Annotated in this window: 15 protein-coding genes; 9 read left to right on the plus strand and 6 right to left on the minus strand. The window is 29.2% G+C overall.

Annotated elements, in window-relative coordinates:
- Window positions 1-18: 18 nt before the first annotated feature.
- Window positions 19-441 (minus strand): molybdenum cofactor biosynthesis protein MoaE, encoded by a 423-nt coding sequence (locus KO506_RS03575; protein ID WP_215993519.1) that lies wholly within the window; start codon window positions 439-441, stop codon window positions 19-21.
- Window positions 442-503: 62 nt separating this feature from the next.
- Between KO506_RS03575 and KO506_RS03580 the strand changes: the two genes are divergently transcribed.
- Window positions 504-776, plus strand: coding sequence for a DUF3817 domain-containing protein (locus KO506_RS03580; protein ID WP_215993520.1), 273 nt, complete (start codon window positions 504-506; stop codon window positions 774-776).
- A gap of 18 nt (window positions 777-794) precedes the next feature.
- Here the strand turns inward: KO506_RS03580 and KO506_RS03585 are convergent, their stop codons facing one another.
- Both KO506_RS03585 and KO506_RS03590 read right to left on the minus strand, forming a co-directional pair.
- Entirely contained in the window at window positions 795-1,037 is a 243-nt protein-coding gene (locus KO506_RS03585) for a MoaD/ThiS family protein (RefSeq protein WP_215993521.1), read from the minus strand.
- A gap of 19 nt (window positions 1,038-1,056) precedes the next feature.
- Window positions 1,057-3,531: a DUF5686 and carboxypeptidase regulatory-like domain-containing protein gene (locus tag KO506_RS03590; RefSeq protein ID WP_215993522.1), complete on the minus strand. Its 2,475-nt coding sequence runs from the start codon at window positions 3,529-3,531 to the stop codon at window positions 1,057-1,059.
- A gap of 272 nt (window positions 3,532-3,803) precedes the next feature.
- Here KO506_RS03590 and KO506_RS03595 point away from each other — a divergent pair, with 272 nt between their 5' ends.
- From KO506_RS03595 to KO506_RS03620, 6 genes are all read left to right on the plus strand, one after another.
- Complete coding sequence (locus tag KO506_RS03595; protein ID WP_215993523.1) at window positions 3,804-6,083, plus strand: NADP-dependent malic enzyme; 2,280 nt, start codon at window positions 3,804-3,806, stop codon at window positions 6,081-6,083.
- Between the two features lie 24 nt (window positions 6,084-6,107).
- Window positions 6,108-6,689, plus strand: a complete 582-nt coding sequence (ruvA, locus tag KO506_RS03600; RefSeq protein WP_215993524.1) for a Holliday junction branch migration protein RuvA — start codon at window positions 6,108-6,110, stop codon at window positions 6,687-6,689.
- Between the two features lie 4 nt (window positions 6,690-6,693).
- Window positions 6,694-13,845 carry a cell surface protein SprA gene (sprA, locus tag KO506_RS03605; RefSeq protein ID WP_215993525.1) on the plus strand — a complete coding sequence of 2,384 codons (7,152 nt, stop codon included), beginning with the start codon at window positions 6,694-6,696 and terminating at the stop codon, window positions 13,843-13,845.
- Between the two features lie 32 nt (window positions 13,846-13,877).
- Window positions 13,878-14,258, plus strand: a complete 381-nt coding sequence (gene gcvH, locus KO506_RS03610) for a glycine cleavage system protein GcvH (RefSeq protein WP_215993526.1) — start codon at window positions 13,878-13,880, stop codon at window positions 14,256-14,258.
- Window positions 14,224-14,601 carry a VanZ family protein gene (locus tag KO506_RS03615; RefSeq protein ID WP_215993527.1) on the plus strand — a complete coding sequence of 126 codons (378 nt, stop codon included), beginning with the start codon at window positions 14,224-14,226 and terminating at the stop codon, window positions 14,599-14,601. The genes gcvH and KO506_RS03615 overlap by 35 nt, the downstream gene beginning before the upstream one ends.
- A gap of 65 nt (window positions 14,602-14,666) precedes the next feature.
- Window positions 14,667-15,389, plus strand: a complete 723-nt coding sequence (locus KO506_RS03620) for an energy transducer TonB (protein ID WP_215993528.1) — start codon at window positions 14,667-14,669, stop codon at window positions 15,387-15,389.
- A 925-nt stretch (window positions 15,390-16,314) separates the two neighbouring features.
- On the opposite strand, the gene KO506_RS03625 is transcribed toward KO506_RS03620, so the two are convergent.
- Window positions 16,315-16,668, minus strand: coding sequence for a nicotinic acid mononucleotide adenyltransferase (locus tag KO506_RS03625; protein WP_215993529.1), 354 nt, complete (start codon window positions 16,666-16,668; stop codon window positions 16,315-16,317).
- Window positions 16,669-16,863: 195 nt separating this feature from the next.
- Here KO506_RS03625 and KO506_RS03630 point away from each other — a divergent pair, with 195 nt between their 5' ends.
- Complete coding sequence (locus KO506_RS03630; RefSeq protein WP_215993530.1) at window positions 16,864-17,220, plus strand: DUF1304 domain-containing protein; 357 nt, start codon at window positions 16,864-16,866, stop codon at window positions 17,218-17,220.
- A gap of 45 nt (window positions 17,221-17,265) precedes the next feature.
- Window positions 17,266-18,075 (plus strand): mechanosensitive ion channel family protein, encoded by an 810-nt coding sequence (locus tag KO506_RS03635; RefSeq protein ID WP_215993531.1) that lies wholly within the window; start codon window positions 17,266-17,268, stop codon window positions 18,073-18,075.
- Window positions 18,076-18,077: 2 nt separating this feature from the next.
- Here KO506_RS03635 and tsaB read toward each other — a convergent pair whose 3' ends face one another.
- Both tsaB and KO506_RS03645 read right to left on the minus strand, forming a co-directional pair.
- Window positions 18,078-18,764: a tRNA (adenosine(37)-N6)-threonylcarbamoyltransferase complex dimerization subunit type 1 TsaB gene (gene tsaB / locus KO506_RS03640; RefSeq protein ID WP_215993532.1), complete on the minus strand. Its 687-nt coding sequence runs from the start codon at window positions 18,762-18,764 to the stop codon at window positions 18,078-18,080.
- An 81-nt stretch (window positions 18,765-18,845) separates the two neighbouring features.
- A complete protein-coding gene (locus tag KO506_RS03645) occupies window positions 18,846-20,171 on the minus strand; it encodes a TolC family protein (RefSeq protein WP_215993533.1) in 1,326 nt (441 codons plus the stop codon).
- Between the last annotated feature and the right edge of the window lie 48 nt (window positions 20,172-20,219).

A 20,219-nucleotide genomic window follows, 5' to 3' on the forward strand; every position in this document is an offset into this window, starting at 1 on the left:
AATACTGAATACTGAATACTAAGGATGTGCATTTACCCAAACTTCTCCATCAGAAAAATATTCTTTTTTCCAAATAGGTACAGTTTCTTTTAAAGTATCTATTGCAAACTCACAAGCTAAAAATGCAGCTTTTCTATGTTTTGATGAAACTGTAATAATAACAGGAATTGCACCAATTTGCAACATGCCTTCTGCATGATGAATGGCTATTTTTTTGATTTCGAATTTCTCTAAAGCTAAATCTGCAATTTTTTGCATTTCTTTAATCGCCATTGGTTTGTAAGTAGAAAAATCGAGCTGTTTTACTTCTTTGCCTTGTGTATCATTTCTTACAGTGCCTACAAATGCTGATATTCCTCCACAAGAATCATCTTCTACAAAATGGTAACATTCTTGTAAATCTAATTTTTCTGATGTAATTTTTATCGAAGTTCTCTGCATAGTTTAACAAAAGTAATCATTCATAATGTATCTTTGTACTTTATTATTTTTAGAACATCAAAATGAAAAGTATATTTAGAATTGTTAGTTTTTTAGAAGGAATATCTTACCTGCTTTTATTATTTATTGCAACACCTATTAAATATCTTCAAGGTGATGATAGTTATGTAAAAATGTTAGGCATGCCTCATGGATTACTTTTTATGCTTTATATAGTTTTAGCTATTGTAATTAAAAAAGAAATGAACTGGAACAGCAAAACGTTAGGTATTGTTTTACTTTGCTCAGTTATCCCTTTTGGTACTTTTTATGTTGATAAAAAGTATTTAAGATAAAAAATCTATTACAAGATTTTAACCTCCACTTACTGGCGGAATTACAGCAACAACATCACCTACTTTTAAAAGAGTTTCATTTTCTGCATATTCTTCATTTACAGCAATTGCATAAGAATTGATATTTTTTAAAGCAGAGAACTCATCTTTTAAAACAGATTTAAAATTTTCTACGGATGAATTTTCATCAACCTCAATTTGTAATTCTGATGCACTCACCAAATCTGATGTAATTCCGAAAAAAAGTGTTTTTATTTTCATAATCAACAAAGATAAATGATTAGAAAGACATATTTAAACCAAACAACCATCCACTTTTTCGATTACCACCATTTACAGATCTCACATAATCAACTCGTAACAAACGCCATTTACCAAAACCAATATTATCTAATCCAACAGCATATTCTGAGTAAGGTTTAGCATCAGACATAAACATTGTTTTTGCACTACCTATTAAATGAAAGTTCAATTTATTTATCAACGGAATTCTACCTAAAATAGCGCCTTTAAAATTATGCTCTATATGCGCTTCTGCATATTTATCATTTGTGTAATATTGATAATAATCTAACAAACCAAAATTATTTTTTCTGTTAACATCCGTTACAAAAAACATTTCATTCCCTACAACTTGTAAATTATCCATAAACGGTATATCCTTCTTTTTTAAGAAAGCACCTGCTCTAATTTTATAAAACAACTCACCATAATTACCTGTATTTACATCTTGTCTTAAAGTAGCAATTAAAACATCTGAATTAAACTCAGCATTATCAGCTGCAAATGTTTTTCTATAATTTAAACTTAGTGTAGGATATTTTTCATTTCCAATATTAAACTTACTATCTGGATAGGTTAAATATTTTTGACCAAATACAAATCTTAACCCCATATTTAATGTTGCAATTTTATGTGCTGTAAAAACAGAACTTGTAAAATTATCTGGTTCTAAAGGATTATTAGAAGTATAAGGTTGGTATTTTTCTTCGGATACAAACGAATAATTGGTAGTATTAAAAAGTGGTTTTCTATTCGCATATTCTAAAGAAGACGAGAAAAATACACCGTTTTTAATTTCTTCGGAAAAACCAATTCTTGCAAATTCCTTTTCATAAATCTTAAGTACATTTTGTCTTCTAAATAAAGATAATACAAAATTATCTAATGGTTTAACTGCATTTCTTCTATTAAATTGAGCTGTTGTAACACCTCCTGTAATGTACATTCTAGGTCTAGAAAAATTATTCCATTTTTTACTAAAATAAAAAGTAGGTCTAGCTCTTTTATCAGAAAAACCATAATCTACATCAAAACCTACACTCCACCATTTTCCTTCATCATTTAACCTTTTATAATAACTTGCTCCTAAAGAAGTCTTAAACCCCTGAACAGTGTTAAAACCAAAATCATCTATTAAACCACTAAAAGACAAAGACCATTTTTCGTAAGTATCTCTATAACTATAACCAGTTATTGGAGATAATAATTTGAATTTATTAGATCTATTATCTAAGGAATCTAAAAACTTCTCTGATTTACGAACTACTTTTATACTATCTTTTAAAGCATAATCTTGAGACTCTTCTTTGGTCAAAGGCACAGGTCTTAAAGTGTTCCAAAAAACAGAATCTTTTTTTGTGGCATTTTCTTTAAATGACAAAACTTCGTTTGTAAATGTATTCTCATTAAAACTAGGATTAAAATTATAATCAGAATACACATAAGAAAATTTTCCTTGGGGTTTAAACCCTAAAAACTTAATATCAAAAGCTATAGTCTGCGTTACTAGAACCCAAGCATCAACTTTATCAGAATAATTATAGCTTTGTTTTACACCTAAAGAATTTACAAAAGGCAAATTTACTTGAACTCCTGTAGTTGTTAAATCTGAACCATACAAAGCCCAATCATCTTCTACAACATAAATAGAACCTTGAAAAACACGATCATTTTTACGTTTTGGTATTAATTTTATTTTGTTGATGAGTTTACCATTTTTATCGTAAAAAGTACCTTCTAATTTATAACGATAATAACTAAAAGCATTCGTAGAAATAGGCGAAATTAAATTGTTAAAAATCTCTATACTATTATCATATAAATTAATATCAGATTCTTCTGCCCTATTAAAACTTACTCCATTATCCTCTCCAGAAACCTTAGAAGCCGTTATTATTTCTTTAAACTTCTTTGGTTTTTTCTGAAATGATATATTAGAAAAAGTTTCTGATAAATAAACAATTCCACTTCTTGTAGAGTCTAATCCTCCACCTAAATCTCCCATTTCTTGGCCAAGAAACTTCTTAGGTAAATCTTTAATTCTGGTTAATCCTCTAGAATAAAATTTAGCAGTATAATTTGCATATTTATCTGTATTTTTATCTTTATTAGCTATTACATTTCTAATAATTCTATCTGCAGGATTTTCTTTGGTAGAGATAGAAATTTCATCTAATTGAATATTTTCTTGTTCGAGTTTTACATTTAACTCAAAAGGAAAAGAAGTAATATTTACCTCTTTTTTTAATGTTTTATATCCTAAAAACTGAAAAACGACAACTTGTTTCCCTAACTTATTGGTTTCTAAAAAATAATCTCCATTATCATTAGAAGTTGTACCTTTTGTAGTTTTATCTAAATAAATACTAACAAAAGAAAGTGGTTCGTTTTTAGCATCTGTAATTTTCCCTTTTACTTGAGCTACTGCTATTAATGAAATCAATAACAGAAATGGTAGTAATGTTTTTTTCATAGTTTAGTTTTGGTTGATTTTCACAAACTTAAAGTTTCTTGCCTAAGCAAATCTTTAAAATTTGTTAAACAACTTACAATAATTTCTTAAAAATAAGACACAATAACAATACCAAAAGTTGCCTGTACTTTTAAATTGATAAAATTTGATGTTTAGTTACGTATCAAATGGAATAATTTACAACAAAATTAGATCTTCTAAAAAGTTAAAAATAGTTTGCTCTTTATATGAAAAGCCTATATTTGTGAACTACTTAGAAATATAAAAAATTCATGAGCGATTCTAGAAAACGACACGAAGCTTTACTGTACCACGCAAAACCAAAACCAGGTAAAATAGCAGTGGTACCTACTAAAAAATATGCAACTCAACACGATTTAACATTAGCATATTCGCCTGGTGTTGCAGAACCTTGTTTAGAAATTGAAAAAGATAAAAACAACGTATATAAATATACTTCTAAAGGGAATTTAGTTGCTGTAATTTCTAACGGAACTGCAGTTTTAGGTCTAGGTAATATTGGCCCTGAAGCTTCTAAACCTGTAATGGAAGGTAAAGGTTTACTGTTTAAAATCTTTGCAGATATTGATGTTTTTGATATTGAAGTAGACGCTACTGATGTAGATAAATTTGTAGAAACTGTAAAAGCAATTGCACCAACTTTTGGTGGAATTAATTTAGAAGATATAAAAGCCCCAGAAGCTTTTGAGATAGAAAGAAGATTAAAAGAGGAATTAGACATTCCTGTAATGCATGATGACCAACATGGAACTGCAATTATCTCTGCTGCTGCACTAAAAAATGCCATAGAAATAACAAAAAAAGATATTTCTAAAATTAAAATGGTAGTAAATGGTGCTGGAGCTGCTGCAATTTCTTGTACTCGTTTGTACCTAAAACTTGGTGCAAAAAGAGAAAACATTATCATGTGCGATAGCAAAGGTGTTATCAGGCAAGATAGAGACAATTTAACATCACAAAAAGCAGAATTTGCAACCTCACAAGATTTAAATACTTTAGAGGAAGCTATGCAAAATGCAGATGTTTTTATTGGTTTATCTATGGGGAATGTTGTGACACCAGAAATGCTTTTATCTATGGCAAAAAAGCCAATTGTTTTTGCAATGGCAAACCCTACTCCAGAAATTGAGTACGAATTAGCAATTGCTACTAGAGATGATATTATTATGGCAACTGGTAGATCAGACCATCCTAACCAAGTAAATAATGTACTTGGTTTTCCATTTATTTTTAGAGGCGCTTTAGATGTTAGAGCAACTAAAATTAATGAAGAAATGAAAATGGCTGCTGTACATGCATTAGCTGATTTGGCTAAAAAAACAGTTCCTGAACAAGTAAATATTGTTTACGATGAAGTTAGTTTAGCTTTTGGTGAAGAATATATTATACCTAAACCTTTTGACCCTAGATTAATTTACGAAATTCCACCAGCAATTGCAAAAGCTGCTATGGATTCTGGAGTTGCTTTAGAACCTATTACAGATTGGGATAGATACAGAGAAGAATTAATGGAACGTTCTGGTTCTGGTAGTAAAGAAATACGTTTAATACACAATAGAGCAAAAAGCAATCGTAAACGTATTGTGTTTGCAGAAGCAGACCATTTAGATGTTCTTAAAGCTGCACAAAGAGTACATGAAGAAAAATTAGGAGACCCTATTTTATTAGGTAGAAAAGATGTAATTCTTGCTTTAAAAGAAGAAATTGGTTTTACTGGTGATGTGCCAATCTTAGACCCAAAAACAGACCAAGAAAAAGAAAGAATAAATCGTTTTGCAGAAGCTTACTGGAAAACAAGACAACGTAAAGGAAGAACATTAAATGAAGCAAAAAAATTAATGCGAGAGCGTAATTATTTTGCAGCAATGATGGTTAATGAAAACGAAGCAGATGCCTTAATTACTGGTTATTCTAGACCTTACCCAACTGTTGTTAAGCCAATTTTAGAACTCATTGAAAAAGATAAAGGTATCTCTAAAGTAGCTGCATGTAACTTAATGTTAACTAAGCAAGGCCCAATCTTTTTGGCAGATACTACCATAAATATTAATCCAAGTGCTAAAGATTTGGTAAAAATATCGCAAATGACATCTAATCTAGCAAAGATGTTTGGTATGAAACCTAATGTTGCAATGTTGTCTTTCTCTAACTTTGGATCTTCGAACACAGAAACATCTAAAAAAATTAGAGAAGCTGTTTCATATATTCATCGTCATTTCCCAAACGCTGTTGTAGATGGAGAAATCCAGGCGGATTTTGCATTAAACCCAGAAATGTTAGCCAAAGAGTTTCCTTTTTCTAAATTAAATGGTAAAAAAGTTAATATTTTAATTTTTCCTAATTTAGAGTCTGCGAACATAACATATAAATTATTAAAACAAGTAGAAGGTGCTGAATCTATTGGACCAGTAATCTTAGGTTTAAATAAAGCAGTACACATTTTACAACTAGGTTCTAGTGTAGATGAAATGGTAAATATGGCTGCTTTAGCTTGTGTTGATGCACAGCAGAGAGAAAAGAATAAAAAATAGTACTTTAGAGCCAAGAAAAAAACTATGATTACACAAGTAAGAGGAAGATTAGTAGAAAAAAACCCAACAGAAGTTGTTGTAGATTGTAATGGAGTTGGGTATTTATTACATATTTCTTTAAATACTTTTTCTAGTTTACCTGCAGATGAAAATGTGGTTTTATACACGCATTTATCTATTAGAGAAGATGCTCACACGCTTTTCGGATTCATCAACAAAACTGAGAGAGAAGTTTTTAAACTATTAATTTCAGTTTCTGGTGTTGGCCCAAGTATTGCAAGAACAATGTGTTCTTCTATGACATCCGAAGAAATACAAAATGCAATTGCATCAGAAAATGTAGCTCTAATACAATCTGTAAAAGGTATTGGTGCAAAAACAGCACAAAGAGTTATTGTAGACTTAAAAGATAAAATTTTAAAAACGTTTGATATTGATGAAGTTTCTGTTAACACAAGCAATACGAACAAAGATGAAGCGTTATCTGCTTTAGAAGTTTTAGGTTTTCATAAAAAACAATCTGATAAAGTTGTAAACGCTGTTTTAAAAGAAAACCCTGATGCATCAGTAGAAAAAATCATAAAACTAGCTTTAAAAAACTTATAGTCAATTGGTTAAATTATTAAAAAAAATAATTGCAATAGTTCTTTTTACTTTTTCGGTAAATTTATCAGTATACGCACAAACTACACAAAGTAAAGATTCATCAGAAGTAAAAAAAGACACTTTAAACCTTAGATACGATTTTAACAACACCCAAAAAGGAGGTCTTTTCTTAGATGATTTAGCAGAAAAGGAAGTCATTTTTGATAAAGCATTAAATAAATACGTAATTATTGAGAAAATTGGTGATTATTATACCAAAACTCCTATTTTTTTAACACAAAGAGAATACGCACAATATCGTTTAAAAAGAGATATGTTGCAGTACTTTAAAGACAAAGTAAGTGCTACCAATAGTAAGAAAAAAGGTGCTGCAGCTGCACAAAAAGATTTACTACCAGAATATTATGTGAATTCTAAGTTTTTCGAATCTATTTTTGGTGGTAACACTGTAAAAGTAACACCAACTGGTAATCTGAATTTAAAACTAGGTGCTATTTATCAAAATACAGAAAACCCACAAATATCCGAAGAAAACAGAAGTAGTTTTACTTTCGATTTTGATCAACAAATAAATGCAAGTATTCGTGCAAAAGTTGGTGAACGTTTAGAGTTTACTGCAAATTATGACACACAATCTACTTTCGATTTTCAGAACTTAGTAAAAATTGATTATTCACCTACTGAAGATGATATAATTCAGGGTATTGAAGCTGGTAACATTGCAATGCCAATTAAAAACTCTTTAATAAATGGAGCACAAAGTCTATTTGGTGTAAAAGCACAATTACAATTTGGTAAAACAAGTGTTACTGCAGTTTTTTCTCAACAAAACTCAGAAAGTAAAACTGTTGTTTCAGAAGCTGGTGCTTCTATAGAAGAATTTGAATTATTGGCCACAGATTATGATAATGACAGACACTTTTTCTTATCGCAATTTTTTATTGATAATTATGCCAATTCTCTTAAACAATATCCATTAATTAGTAGCCAAGTTAATATTACAAGAATAGAAGTTTGGATTACTAATAGAACTGCTACAACAGAAGATTTTAGAAGTATTGTTGCTCTTGCAGATCTTGGTGAAACAGACAACCCAAATGCAAATAATGATTTTTATAGTAATTTGGTAGCAGATTCTGGTAATGTTACAAACTCTACTAGCCCTATTAGTATTAATGCAAGTGGTCAACAATTATATTTACCTCAAAATAATGCCAATAATATTTATACTGATGCTGTTTTAGCAGGTATTAGAGATGTTTCTGATGTAGAAAACACCTTAAGTAGTAACTTTAACATGACTTCAGGTACAGATTATTCAATGCTAGAAAATGCTAGAAAATTAAGTACTAGCGAGTACACTTTAAATTCTCAATTAGGTTATATCTCTTTAAATAGAAGATTAAATGATGGTGAAGTTTTAGCAGTTGCTTACGAATATACTGTTGCTGGTTCTGTAAACGGAACTACTGAAAAATCGTTTAAAGTTGGTGAATTTTCTAATGATGGTATACAATCTCCAGATAATTTAGCTGTTAAATTATTACGCTCAGAAATTTTAAAAACCAATCGTGAAAATACAACTACAGGAGAAACAGAGTCTTTTCCTACTTGGCGTTTAATGATGAAAAACGTTTATGCTTTAGGTGCATATCCTTTAGAACAAGATGGTTTTCGTTTCGAGATTCAATATAGAGATGATGATACAGGTATAGCATCCAATGTTTTACAAAATGCAAATACGGCTAACATAGCTAATCTACCATTAATTCAAGTTTTTCAATTAGATCAATTAGATCAAAGTCAATATAGAACTGCAGATGGTTATTTTGATTACCTAGAAGGTATAACAGTAATCTCTGAAAACGGTTATGTTATTTTTCCAGAACCTGAACCTTTTGGTAATGATTTGGTTTTAGATACAAGTAATTCTAGTGATATTGGTTTAGATGAAACTGTAGACAGTGAATACCTTTTTAAAGAGTTATATTTAAACACCAAAACAAACATTAAAAACAACTTTCAAACCAAAGACAAGTATTATTTAAAAGGTTACTTTAAATCAGAAAGTTCAGGAGGTATATCAATTGGTGCATTTAATGTGCCTAGAGGTTCTGTAACAGTAACTGCTAATGGAAGACAATTAGTAGAAGGTATAGATTATGTGGTTGATTATTCTTTGGGTAAAGTACAAATTCTAGATCCAGGATTACAAGCTTCTGATACACCTATAAATGTATCTACAGAAAATAATGCTGTATTTAATCAACAAAGAAAAACCTTTATGGGTGTTGATGTAGAACATAAATTTTCTGATGAGTTAATTGTTGGTGCAACTGTATTAAATGTAAACGAAAGACCATTAACTGCTAAAATTAATTTTGGGTCAGAACCTATAAACAATACTATGTTTGGGTTTAATATTGATTATTCTACAGAAGTACCTTATTTTACAAAACTAGCAAACAAACTACCTTTTGTAGATACAGATGTGCCTTCTAATTTATCTGTTAGAGCAGATATGGCCTATTTATTACCAGGCACACCAAGTGGAATAGATGTTACAGGTGCTGCAACTTCTTATATTGATGATTTTGAAGCTTCTCAAATACCCATTAGTTTATTATCTGCCTTAGATTGGTATGAAGCAAGTACACCAAGAAACGAAACCGATGATAAATTTAATGGTAATAGTAGCGATTTAGATTACAATAATAATAGAGGGAAATTAGCTTGGTATAGTATAGATCAAATTTTTTATGGTTTAGGTGATACTCCATCTAGCATAAATGCAGACGAACAATCTAGAGCAGAAACAAGACAGATTAATTACAGCGAACTTTTTCCTAATCAAGAATTTGACATCACACAAAATACTCTTATAAGAACTTTAGATTTAGCTTATTTTCCACAAGAAAGAGGTTCTTATAACTTTAACCAAAACACAACTGAAGCAAGTATTGATATTGCCAATAATAAAGTTACATTACTTAAACCAGAAGAAAATTGGGGTGGAATTATGCGTCCTTTAAACACCAATAATTTTGACCAAGCTAATGTTGAGTATATTCAGTTTTGGGTAATGGATCCTTATCAAAATTATTCTATAACAGAAGCAGAAGGATTACCACAAGGTGTAAACCCTGATGATGTTTCAAATCAAGTTGGTGATTTATACATCAATTTAGGTAACATTTCAGAAGACATTGTAAAAGATAATCGTAAAATGTTCGAGAATGGTTTACCAGAAGATGGAGCTAAAACAAATACGGTTAATGTAAACAGAACAATTTGGGGAGATGTACCTAAAAACCCCTCAATTATTTATGCTTTTAGCGAAGATGATACAGCAAGAACAAATCAAGATGTTGGTTTTGATGGTTTAAATGATCTTGAAGAGAGCACCTTAGCAAACATTGGGGTTTATGGTAGTTTAGCAGATCCTGCAGCAGATAACTTTCAATTTTTTAGAGGTGGTAATTTAGATGCTTTAAATGCATCTATAATTAGTAGGTATAAAGATTATAACAACACTCAAGGTAATTCACCTACTTTAAATCAATCACCAGAAACCTACCCTACTTCTTCTACAACTTATCCAGATGTAGAAGACATCAACAAAGATCAGACAATGAACACTGTTGAGAGTTATTACGAGTATAAAATTTCTATGGATAGAAATGAATTACAAGAAGGTAGAAATTATATTGTTGATGAAAAAACAACTTCTGTAACTCTAGAAAACGGAAATACACAAGAAACAAAATGGTATCAATTTAGAGTACCTATTAGAAACGGAACTTCTGTAAACGGAATTTCGGACTTTAATAGTATTCGTTTTGTTAGAATGTATTTAACCAACTTTAAAATGCCAGTTGTTATTCGTTTTGGAGAATTAGATTTGGTACGTGGAGATTGGAGACGTTATACAAAAACTATAGACCCAGCAATTGATCCAGATATAGATTTAGACCAAACCCAATTAGAAAATTTTGAAGTTGGTGTGGTAAGTATAGAACAAAATAATGGTAGCTACATACAACCACCAGGTATTGAGCGTGAACGCTTGCAAGGTTCTACATCTGTACAATTACAAAACGAGCAATCTGTAACCTTAAGCGTTACAAACTTAGAGCCAAATAAAACTAGAGCCATTTACAAAAACATAAGTGTAGATTTAAGGCGTTTTAAAAACCTTAAAATGTTTATGCATTTAGAGGGTGATGAAGGTTTTGCAGGTATTATTAGATTAGGAACAGATTTAACAGAAAACTATTACGAATTAGAACTCCCTTTAACTGTAAGTTCTGGTGGTAATAGTCAATTAGATATTTGGCCAGAAGAAAACAATTTAGATGTAATCTTAGAAGCATTAGGTAAAGTTAAATTAGAAAGAGATGCTATAGGAGCTGCAATTAGTGAACCTTATACTTCTGTAGAACAAACTGATTTATCTTATACAATTACAGTAAAAGGAAACCCAACTTTAGCACAATTAAAAACAATTGTATTAGGTTTAAAAAACACTAGCCTTATTAATAAATCTGGAGAAATTTGGTTTAATGAATTACGTTCTGCTGGTTTTGACAACGAAGGTGGTTGGGCTGCAGTTGTTAATGCTGATGCTAATTTTGCTGATATTGCAAATGTATCTTTAGCTGGTAGTATGGAAACTGTTGGTTTTGGTAATGTAGAAGATAGAGTTAGCCAACGTACTTTAGACGAAACAAAACAATATGATGTTTCTACAAGTATTAGCTTAGGTAAAGTTTTAACTCCAAAAAAATGGGGAATTCAAATACCAATGAGTTATAGTGTAGGAGAAACTTTTATAGATCCAAAATACGATCCTCAATACCAAGATGTAGAATTAGTAGATGCTATTGAACAAAACCCAAATAGTGAGTTTTCTAGAGATTACACTAAAAGAACTAGCATAAGTTTCATCAATGTAAAAAAGAACAGAAACCCTAATTCTAGTAAAAAACCTAAGTTTTATGATGTAGAAAATTTAGCGGTTTCTTATTCTCATAACAAAGAATTTCATAGAGACTATAATATAGAAAAATACATTAACGAAAATGTAATGGCTTCTGCTGCTTACAATTTTAACTTTAACTCTAAACCTATAGAACTCTTTAAAAATTCAGAGAAATTTAAGAGTAAATATTGGAAGTTCATTAAAGACTTAAACATAAATCCAATACCTTCTACATTAGCCATAAACTCTAGAATTAATAGAAGTTATAATGAGCAACAATCTAGAAATTTGGTAGAAGGTTTATCTGCACAACCAGAATTAAAACAACGTCGATTTTTATTCGATTGGGATTATACAGTTGGTTTCGATTTAACAAAATCGTTACAAATGAATTTTAACGCTAGTAATAGCTACATTTATGATGCTTTTGGTAGTGATGAAGAATTACAAATTTTTGATAATTTCTTTAACACAGGAAGACCAAACCAATATCATCAAAAATTAAATGGTACTTACCAATTACCTTTAGATAAGTTTCCTTTCTTAAGTTTTATGAAAGCAGATTATGCTTATACAGCAGATTTTGACTGGCAAGTATCATCACAAGACGAAACTATAGCCGAACAAATAGGTAACGTAATTCAGAATGCAAATACACATAATATAAATACTACTTTCTCTTTCGAGAAATTATACAAAAGCATTGGTTTCGAAAAATTATTATTAACAAAATCGCAACGTAAAAATGCTAAAGGAAAAAATATTGCAAGAATAAAACCCAAGAAAAATTTACCTATTGGTAAAAAGATTTTAAAAACAACTTGGGGTATTATAACATCAGTAAAACAAGGTAAAATAAGTTACACAGAAAATAACGGACAATATTTACAAGGTTATGATGAAGGTATTGGCTTTTTAGGAGGCTCACCTACTGCATTTGCTTTTGGTAGCCAAGTAGATATTAGAAATAAAGCGCTTACAAACGGTTGGTTAGTAAATCCAAGAGCATTAACTGATGACCCAAGTACATCAGATATTGATGAAAGCGCTTATTACAACAAAACTTATAGTAGAACTCACTATAATAAATTAGATTATTCTTTTACAGTACAACCTATAAAAGATCTAAATATTGATATAAGAGGTAATAAAATACAAACCAAAAATCTTTCTCAGCAATTAGATGTAATTGAAAACGGAACTGCAACTGGAACAATAGATTATGATATTGATACTTTCGAAACAGGTAATTTTAGTACAAGTCATTCTATGTTTTCTACAGCATTTACAAATGGTGATGCTCTATTTCAAACAATGAAAGACTATAGAAGTGTAATTGCAAACAGATTCGCCACAGAAAACCCAACAGTAAATCCAGATGGTTTTGGAGAAAATAGTCAGCAAGTTTTATTACCTGCTTTTATTGCTGCTTATTCAGGTAAAAGTCCAAATAAAGTAAGTACAGGTTTGTTTAGAAATATACCAATTCCTAATTGGACATTACGTTACAATGGTTTTATGAAGATGAAATGGTTTAAAAAGAACTTTTCTTCTTTTGTTGTTTCACATGGATATAGATCATCTTACACTATTTCTAGTTTTACAAATAATTTACAATACCAAGAAGATACTGCTTTTACAGAAACAAATGCTGCTGGTAATTACGAAGCACAAAAACTAATAGCCAGTGCAACTTTGGTTGATGAATTTTCGCCATTAATTAAAGTAGACATGAAAATGAAAAACTCTTTTTCTTTTAGAGGAGAAATTAAAAGAGATAGAACTTTAACAATGAACTTTAACAACAGTACTTTAACAGATATTGCTGGTAAAGAATATATTATTGGTTTAGGATATGTATTTAAAGATGTAAAAATGAATACACGTTTTACTGGTAAAAAAACAACATTAAAAGGTGATATTAATTTAAGAACAGATGTTTCTCTTAGAGACAATTTAACACAAATAAGATATATAGATGAAGATAATGACCAAATTAGTGGTGGCCAAAGATTATTTTCTATTAAATTTACAGCAGATTATACATTGAGTAGTAATTTAACAGCATCGTTTTATTACAACCATCAAACATCTAGATATGCAATATCAACCACTTTTCCTAGACAGGCAATTAACGGTGGTATAAATATAGTTTATAATCTAGGAGGAAATTAAAAGTAAATTCAAATTATAAAATAAAATTAAAAATGAACATTCCATCAGAATTAAAATACACAAAAGACCACGAGTGGATTAAAATTGAGGATAATATTGCAACTGTAGGAATTACAGATTTTGCCCAAGGCGAATTAGGAGATATTGTTTATGTAGATGTAGATACTTTAGATGATACTGTAGATGAAGGAGAAGTTTTTGGATCTGTAGAAGCTGTAAAGACAGTTTCTGATTTATTTATGCCTTTAACTGGAGAAGTTGTTGAGTTTAACGAAACTTTAGAAGACGAGCCAGAATTAGTAAACACAGACCCTTATAACAAAGGTTGGATGATAAAAATTGATATTTCTGATAGCTCACAAATAGAAAACTTACTAGATGCTGAAGCGTATAAAGAAATTATTGCTGGATAACTTTATTATAATTGCTATTGGTACAACTCTAGCAATTATATGTTTAAGTTTAATTAAACTTTCAGGTACTGGAGTAGAAATAAAAAATATTGATAAAGTATATCATAGTATTGCTTATTTTACGCTAGCATCTACTTGGTTATTTAGTTTTTACAAAAAACCAGAAAAAAAATATTTAATTGTTGCTAGTTGTATAATATTTGGCATAATAATTGAACTATTACAGAGTAATTTAACGATTTATAGAACAGGAGATATTATTGATGTTCTTGCAAATTCGTTAGGGGCAATACTCGCTTTAATTATATTTAACCTTTTTTTGAAAAAAAAATGGATTAATTAACGTTTGCACTTGTATTTAAAGCAATAATTTAATTAAATTAGCAACCTATTATAAACTCTTTAAGAATGGAAATTAAGAAAAATCCTAAATCGAATTTAGAAAATTTCAGCAAAATATTTATGCAGATTGGTCTTGTATTGGCCTTATTTGTAACATATGCTGCAATAGAACAAAAAACGTATGACAAAGTCTATGGTGATTTAGAGGTTGTTAGTATGAATGCAGAAATGGAAGAAGAAATTCCTATTACTATGAAGCAACCAGAACCGCCAAAACCAAAAACACCACCACCACCAACTCCAGAAAAAATAGAGGTTGTTGAGGATGATAAAGAAATAGAAGAAACTGTAATAGAGTCTACAGAAACTGATGAAACTGAAGCTGTAGAAGTAGAAGAAATTGAAGAAATAGAAGAAGTAGAAGAAGTAATCGAAGACGTTAGTTTTATGATTATTGAAGATGTACCAGTATTTCCTGGTTGTAAAGGAAGTAAAGCTGAATTAAAAAAATGTTTCAGTCAAAAAGTACAAAAACATTTCTCTAGAAAATTTGATGCAGATTTACCTAACGAATTAGGTCTTTCTCCAGGAAGAAAAAGAGTATTTATTGCTTTTAAAATTGATAAAAGTGGAAACATTGTTAATATTCAAGCAAGAGCACCACACCCAAAAATTAAAAGCGAAGTTGTTAGTGTAATGAATCAATTACCTAAAATGACTCCAGGAAGACAAAGAGGAAAACCAGTAGGTGTAAAATATAGTATTCCTTTTACTTTAATTGTAGAGTAATAAAGGACTTCACATATAATTTAAAAACGTCTAGAATAATTAATTCTAGACGTTTTTTTTTGCTCTAAATCAAGTGCTGAATATTAGCTTGTATTATATTTAAACCTAATAATAACAATCGAATTATTTATTGAAATGCGAAACATCATGTTTCACTTTTATCTTCTTTCTAAACTTCTAGCAATTATATTTAATGAAAAAACCTTTAAATAGATTGTTAACTATAATAAAAATGGACTCCTAAACCATATCGTTCTATGAAAGAATTAATTGACTTAATATTCAAAAAAACATCAGAAAAAAGGAATTGAAATAAATAAACCTACTAATCATTCTGAAATTATTGACTTTGAAAATGAAATTAGATTTAAACTAGCAAACTATTTGACAGAATTCTATTTAATCTGTAACGGATTTGGTCATACTGAGGATATATTTAATATTACTCCCCTTTCTGAAATAACAGAATATCAAAAAAGATTGTGGAAAAAAATTGTTTTTCCTTTTCGGAATATATGATTTACTCAGATATGTGAGGAATTAGAATTTCCGAAATTGGAGAATATGAAATATTTAAAGGAAGTTATCCAGAAAAAAATATGACATAATCTCTTGTGGAATTTTTAAAAGGGGATGTATTTGAAAGCGGAGGACTTTATGAATGGCAAGCAGAACTCGAAATAAAATGAACTACAATTGACACCTTGTAAAATTTATTGCTTTTTCGGGTTTTTCACGTGAAAACCTCACAAACGCAAAAGTCTGTAATTATTAGCTAAATTTACACACATATACGTTATTTAGAACATTGAATCCAAGAAAAAAAGCTTTAGTATATACTCAAAACCTTGATAAATAAAGAAATAAAAAAACTCATTAGAAAACAATTTTCTAATGAGTTATAAAGAACTAAACATAAGTAAACTTATTTATTATTAAGAGCAACTTCAGAATCAGTTTTCCATGTTTTAACATAAGCTACTGAGTTATTCTTATAAGTAATTTCTTTAAGGTTTTCATTATTCCAAATAAACCATTTCCCAACTTTTTTGCCTTCGTTATAATAAGCCAATTGAATCTTTTTACCTTCTTTGTTATAGCTGGTCCATTCTCCACTTAATTTTTTATCTTTAAAAAAGCCTTGAGTTTTAATAGCTCCATCTTCAAAATAATAAGTAACTTTTATTAAATCACCTACAGTTTCATAAGTTGGTTTATTTTCTTGAGAGAATCCTATTGTTGCCATAAAAAGCAAACATATTGTTATTATTTTTTTCATGATATATATATTTAAGTTAACATTACTTTTACAAATATACAATATTTTTACCTTTCAGAAACGTTTTGGTAACATTAATTTAACATTGAGAGTTGAAATCTCATATTTTTACTGTTGATTAACAACAAAATAAAGACTAATACTAAATAATTAGAGATATTTAGTATATTATGAATTCACAATAAATACAAAAAAATGAAGTATTACCAAATTACATTAATATTACTTGTAGCATTAATACATTGTTATATAGTTTATATAGAAATGGTTTTATGGACAACTAAAAAAGGAATTAAAACATTTGGTCTTAAAGACAAGCAATTTGCTGAAAAAACAAAAGTTATGGCTGCTAACCAAGGGTTGTACAATGGCTTTTTAGTTGCAGGATTAATTTGGGCAATTATAACATTTAAAATAGATGTTGCAATATTCTTTTTAACCTGTGTTTTTATTGCAGGCTTGTATGGTGCATATTCAACAAAGAACCGTAAAATTCTATATGTACAATCTATACCAGCTATTTTAGGTATAATTTCTTTATTGGTATTTTAAATAACTTTATTTTTGCATTTCAAAATCTATCAAAAAACAAAAAAAATGGAAGAATACATTGAAAAATTTCAAGACATATTTGTAGAATATGCACCCAAAGTAGTAACAGCATTATTAATTTTAATTGTTGGTTTATTTGCAATTAAAATTGTAGTAAACTCTGCAAAAAAATTAATGAATAAAGGTGGTGTAGATATTACACTTCAAAAATTTTTAGGAAACTTAGCTGGCTGGGCTTTAAAAATTTTACTTTTTATTGTAGTTATCTCTAAATTAGGTGTAGAAACTACATCTTTTGCTGCTATACTTGCTGCTGCTGGTTTAGCTGTAGGTTTAGCTTTACAAGGTTCTTTAGCAAATTTTGCTGGTGGAGTTTTAATAATGATTTTTAAACCTTTTAAAATTGGAGACTTAGTAGAAACTCAAGGAGAAATTGGTGTAGTTAAAGAAATAGAAATCTTTACTACAAAATTTACTGGACTTTCTAATAAAGAAATTATTATACCAAATGGGGCTTTATCTAATGGTAACATTATAAACTATACAACAGAAGGTACAAGACGTGTAGATTTAGTTATTGGAGTTTCTTATGATGCAGATATTAAAAAAACAAAAGAAGTATTAATGAATGTTTTAACTTCACATCCTAAAGTATTAAAAGATCCTGCACCAACAGTTAACGTATCTGAATTAGCAGATAGTTCTGTTAATTTTGCTGTTAGACCTTGGTGTAATTCTGCAGATTATTGGGATGTTTATTTTGGTATTACAGAAGATGTTAAAATAGCATTAGATGAAGCAGGTATCGAAATTCCTTACCCACATAGAGTGAACATTAACAAATCAGAAGAATAAAACTAAAAAGTAGGTTTCTTTTTCTTTTCTGGTATTACAACAAAATCTTTTAAATAAAAAGGTTCAAAATAAGCGACATCTTCTATGTCGCTTTTTTTGTATTTAATAAAAGACAACTTTGCCATTTCTTTTGCTGATGGAAATTTATCATCAATAAAAACAGCATTTTTATGATTGATAATTGTTTTACATTTCTGAGACCCATCACCTAAAAAATAAACTTTATGCTTTTCTAAATAATCAGAAAAAGAGTTTTCATCTATAACCTCTGCTTTTATTTCTCGTATTTGTTGATGATCTTGATTATAAACTGCTGCATAAACCTCCATCCTTCTTGCATCTATCATTGGTATAATAATACCTTTATCAATAGAAATAGCATAAGATAACCCAGTTAAAGTATCAATAGAAATTAAAGGTTTATCAAAAGCAAAACATAGACCTTTTGCTGCAGAAACACCTATTCTTAAACCTGTATAAGAGCCAGGACCTTTACTTACAGCTACAGCATCTATTTCTTTAGTCGTTAAATTTACTTCTTTTAAAACATCTACAATAAAAGGATGCAACACTTCTGCATGAGAATAATTACCATTATTTAACTCTTTTAGTGCTAAAATTTCTCCGTTTTTGGCAATACTAACAGAACAGTTTTTTGTTGCAGTTTCTATGTTAAGGATAATACTCAAAATCTATTTTTATTTGCAAATATAAATCAAAAAGAAAACCTCACTAAAAATAGTGAGGTTCTAAAACTTATTTTTTTTTATTTATTCTAAAACTAAGTCTCCAGCATAAAACTGTAAAACTTTTGTTTTAAAAACATAATCGTATTTAGAACGAATTAAAGTTGATTGTGCATTTACCAAACCATTTCTAACTTGATCAAAATCGAACTGTGTCATTGCTCCAAAATTATAACGTTCTTGGGCATTTTTAAAAGACTCCTCTTGTGCTTCTAAAGAAATTTTAGCTGCTTCATAACTTTTTAAAGCAGTTTTAACATCTAAAAAAGACTGCTCAATAGTTTGTTTTAAATTTAATTTTTCGCTTTCTAATTGGGTTTCTGAAAGTTGTTTATTAATAACTGTTTTTGCCACATTGTTTTTTGTTTGAAAACGATTAAAAATAGGTACACTTAATGATACACCAATATTATAACCTAGATTATCATTTAATTGTTTAAAGAAATAATCATTAGTAAAGATTTCATTAAATCTATGACTGTAACCAGTACCCATACCACCAAATAAAGATGCTGAAGGTAAAAAAGCACCTTTAGCTATCTCAATGTTAATATCTGCATTTTCTATTGCTAATTTAGCTCTTTCAATCTCTGGCATTCTATCTAAAGATTTAGAATAAATTACATTAGAATTTTTATAGAATAAATTTGCAGAAGGTGTACCAACATCAATTGGCATAACATCAAAGCCTTCTGTTGGCTCTTGTAATAATTGTGCTAAATTAAGTAAAGCTAAGTCTAATGCATTTTCTTGACTTATTACTGCTTGTAAGTTTGTTGCTGCTGTAGATTGCGTATTTAATAAATCTCCTTTTGGTATAACACCAGATTTAAAACGAGCATCTGCTGCTTCTATTTGAGTTTTGCTAATTTCGTATTGTACTTTTGCTGCTGCTAAATTTTCTTTTGCAAATAAAATATTTAAGTAACCATTTACTACAAATAAAGAAATATCATTTTCTATTTTCTTTAAATCTAACACACTACTTTCTACACCTAGCTGTGCTTGTTTGTATGTATTTGTATTTCTAAAACCATTAAAAACAGTAACGCTAGAACTTAAATCGAAAGAGGCATTAAAGTTATCTGTAGATATTCTTGAATTACTAATATTATCGATAATAGAACCAAAACCAAATCTACCAGAAGAACTTCCATTTAAATTTGGTAAAAAATTTCCTTTAGCAATTTCTACATCTTTTTTAGCAAGTTCTAAACTTAGTTTATTTTGCTGTATAGATATATTCTTTTCTAGAGCTTGATCTACACATTCTTTAAGGGTCCATTTTTTTTGAGAAAATGTAGCAATAGAAGTAAAAAAAGCTACAAATAGAATAAATTTAGTTTTCAAAACGAGTTAGTTTATGGTTGATTTATTTGTGTTATTGTCTACAAAAGA

This window comes from Polaribacter vadi (assembly GCF_018861005.1).
In the GTDB taxonomy this organism is placed as follows: Bacteria; Bacteroidota; Bacteroidia; order Flavobacteriales; family Flavobacteriaceae; genus Polaribacter; species Polaribacter vadi_A.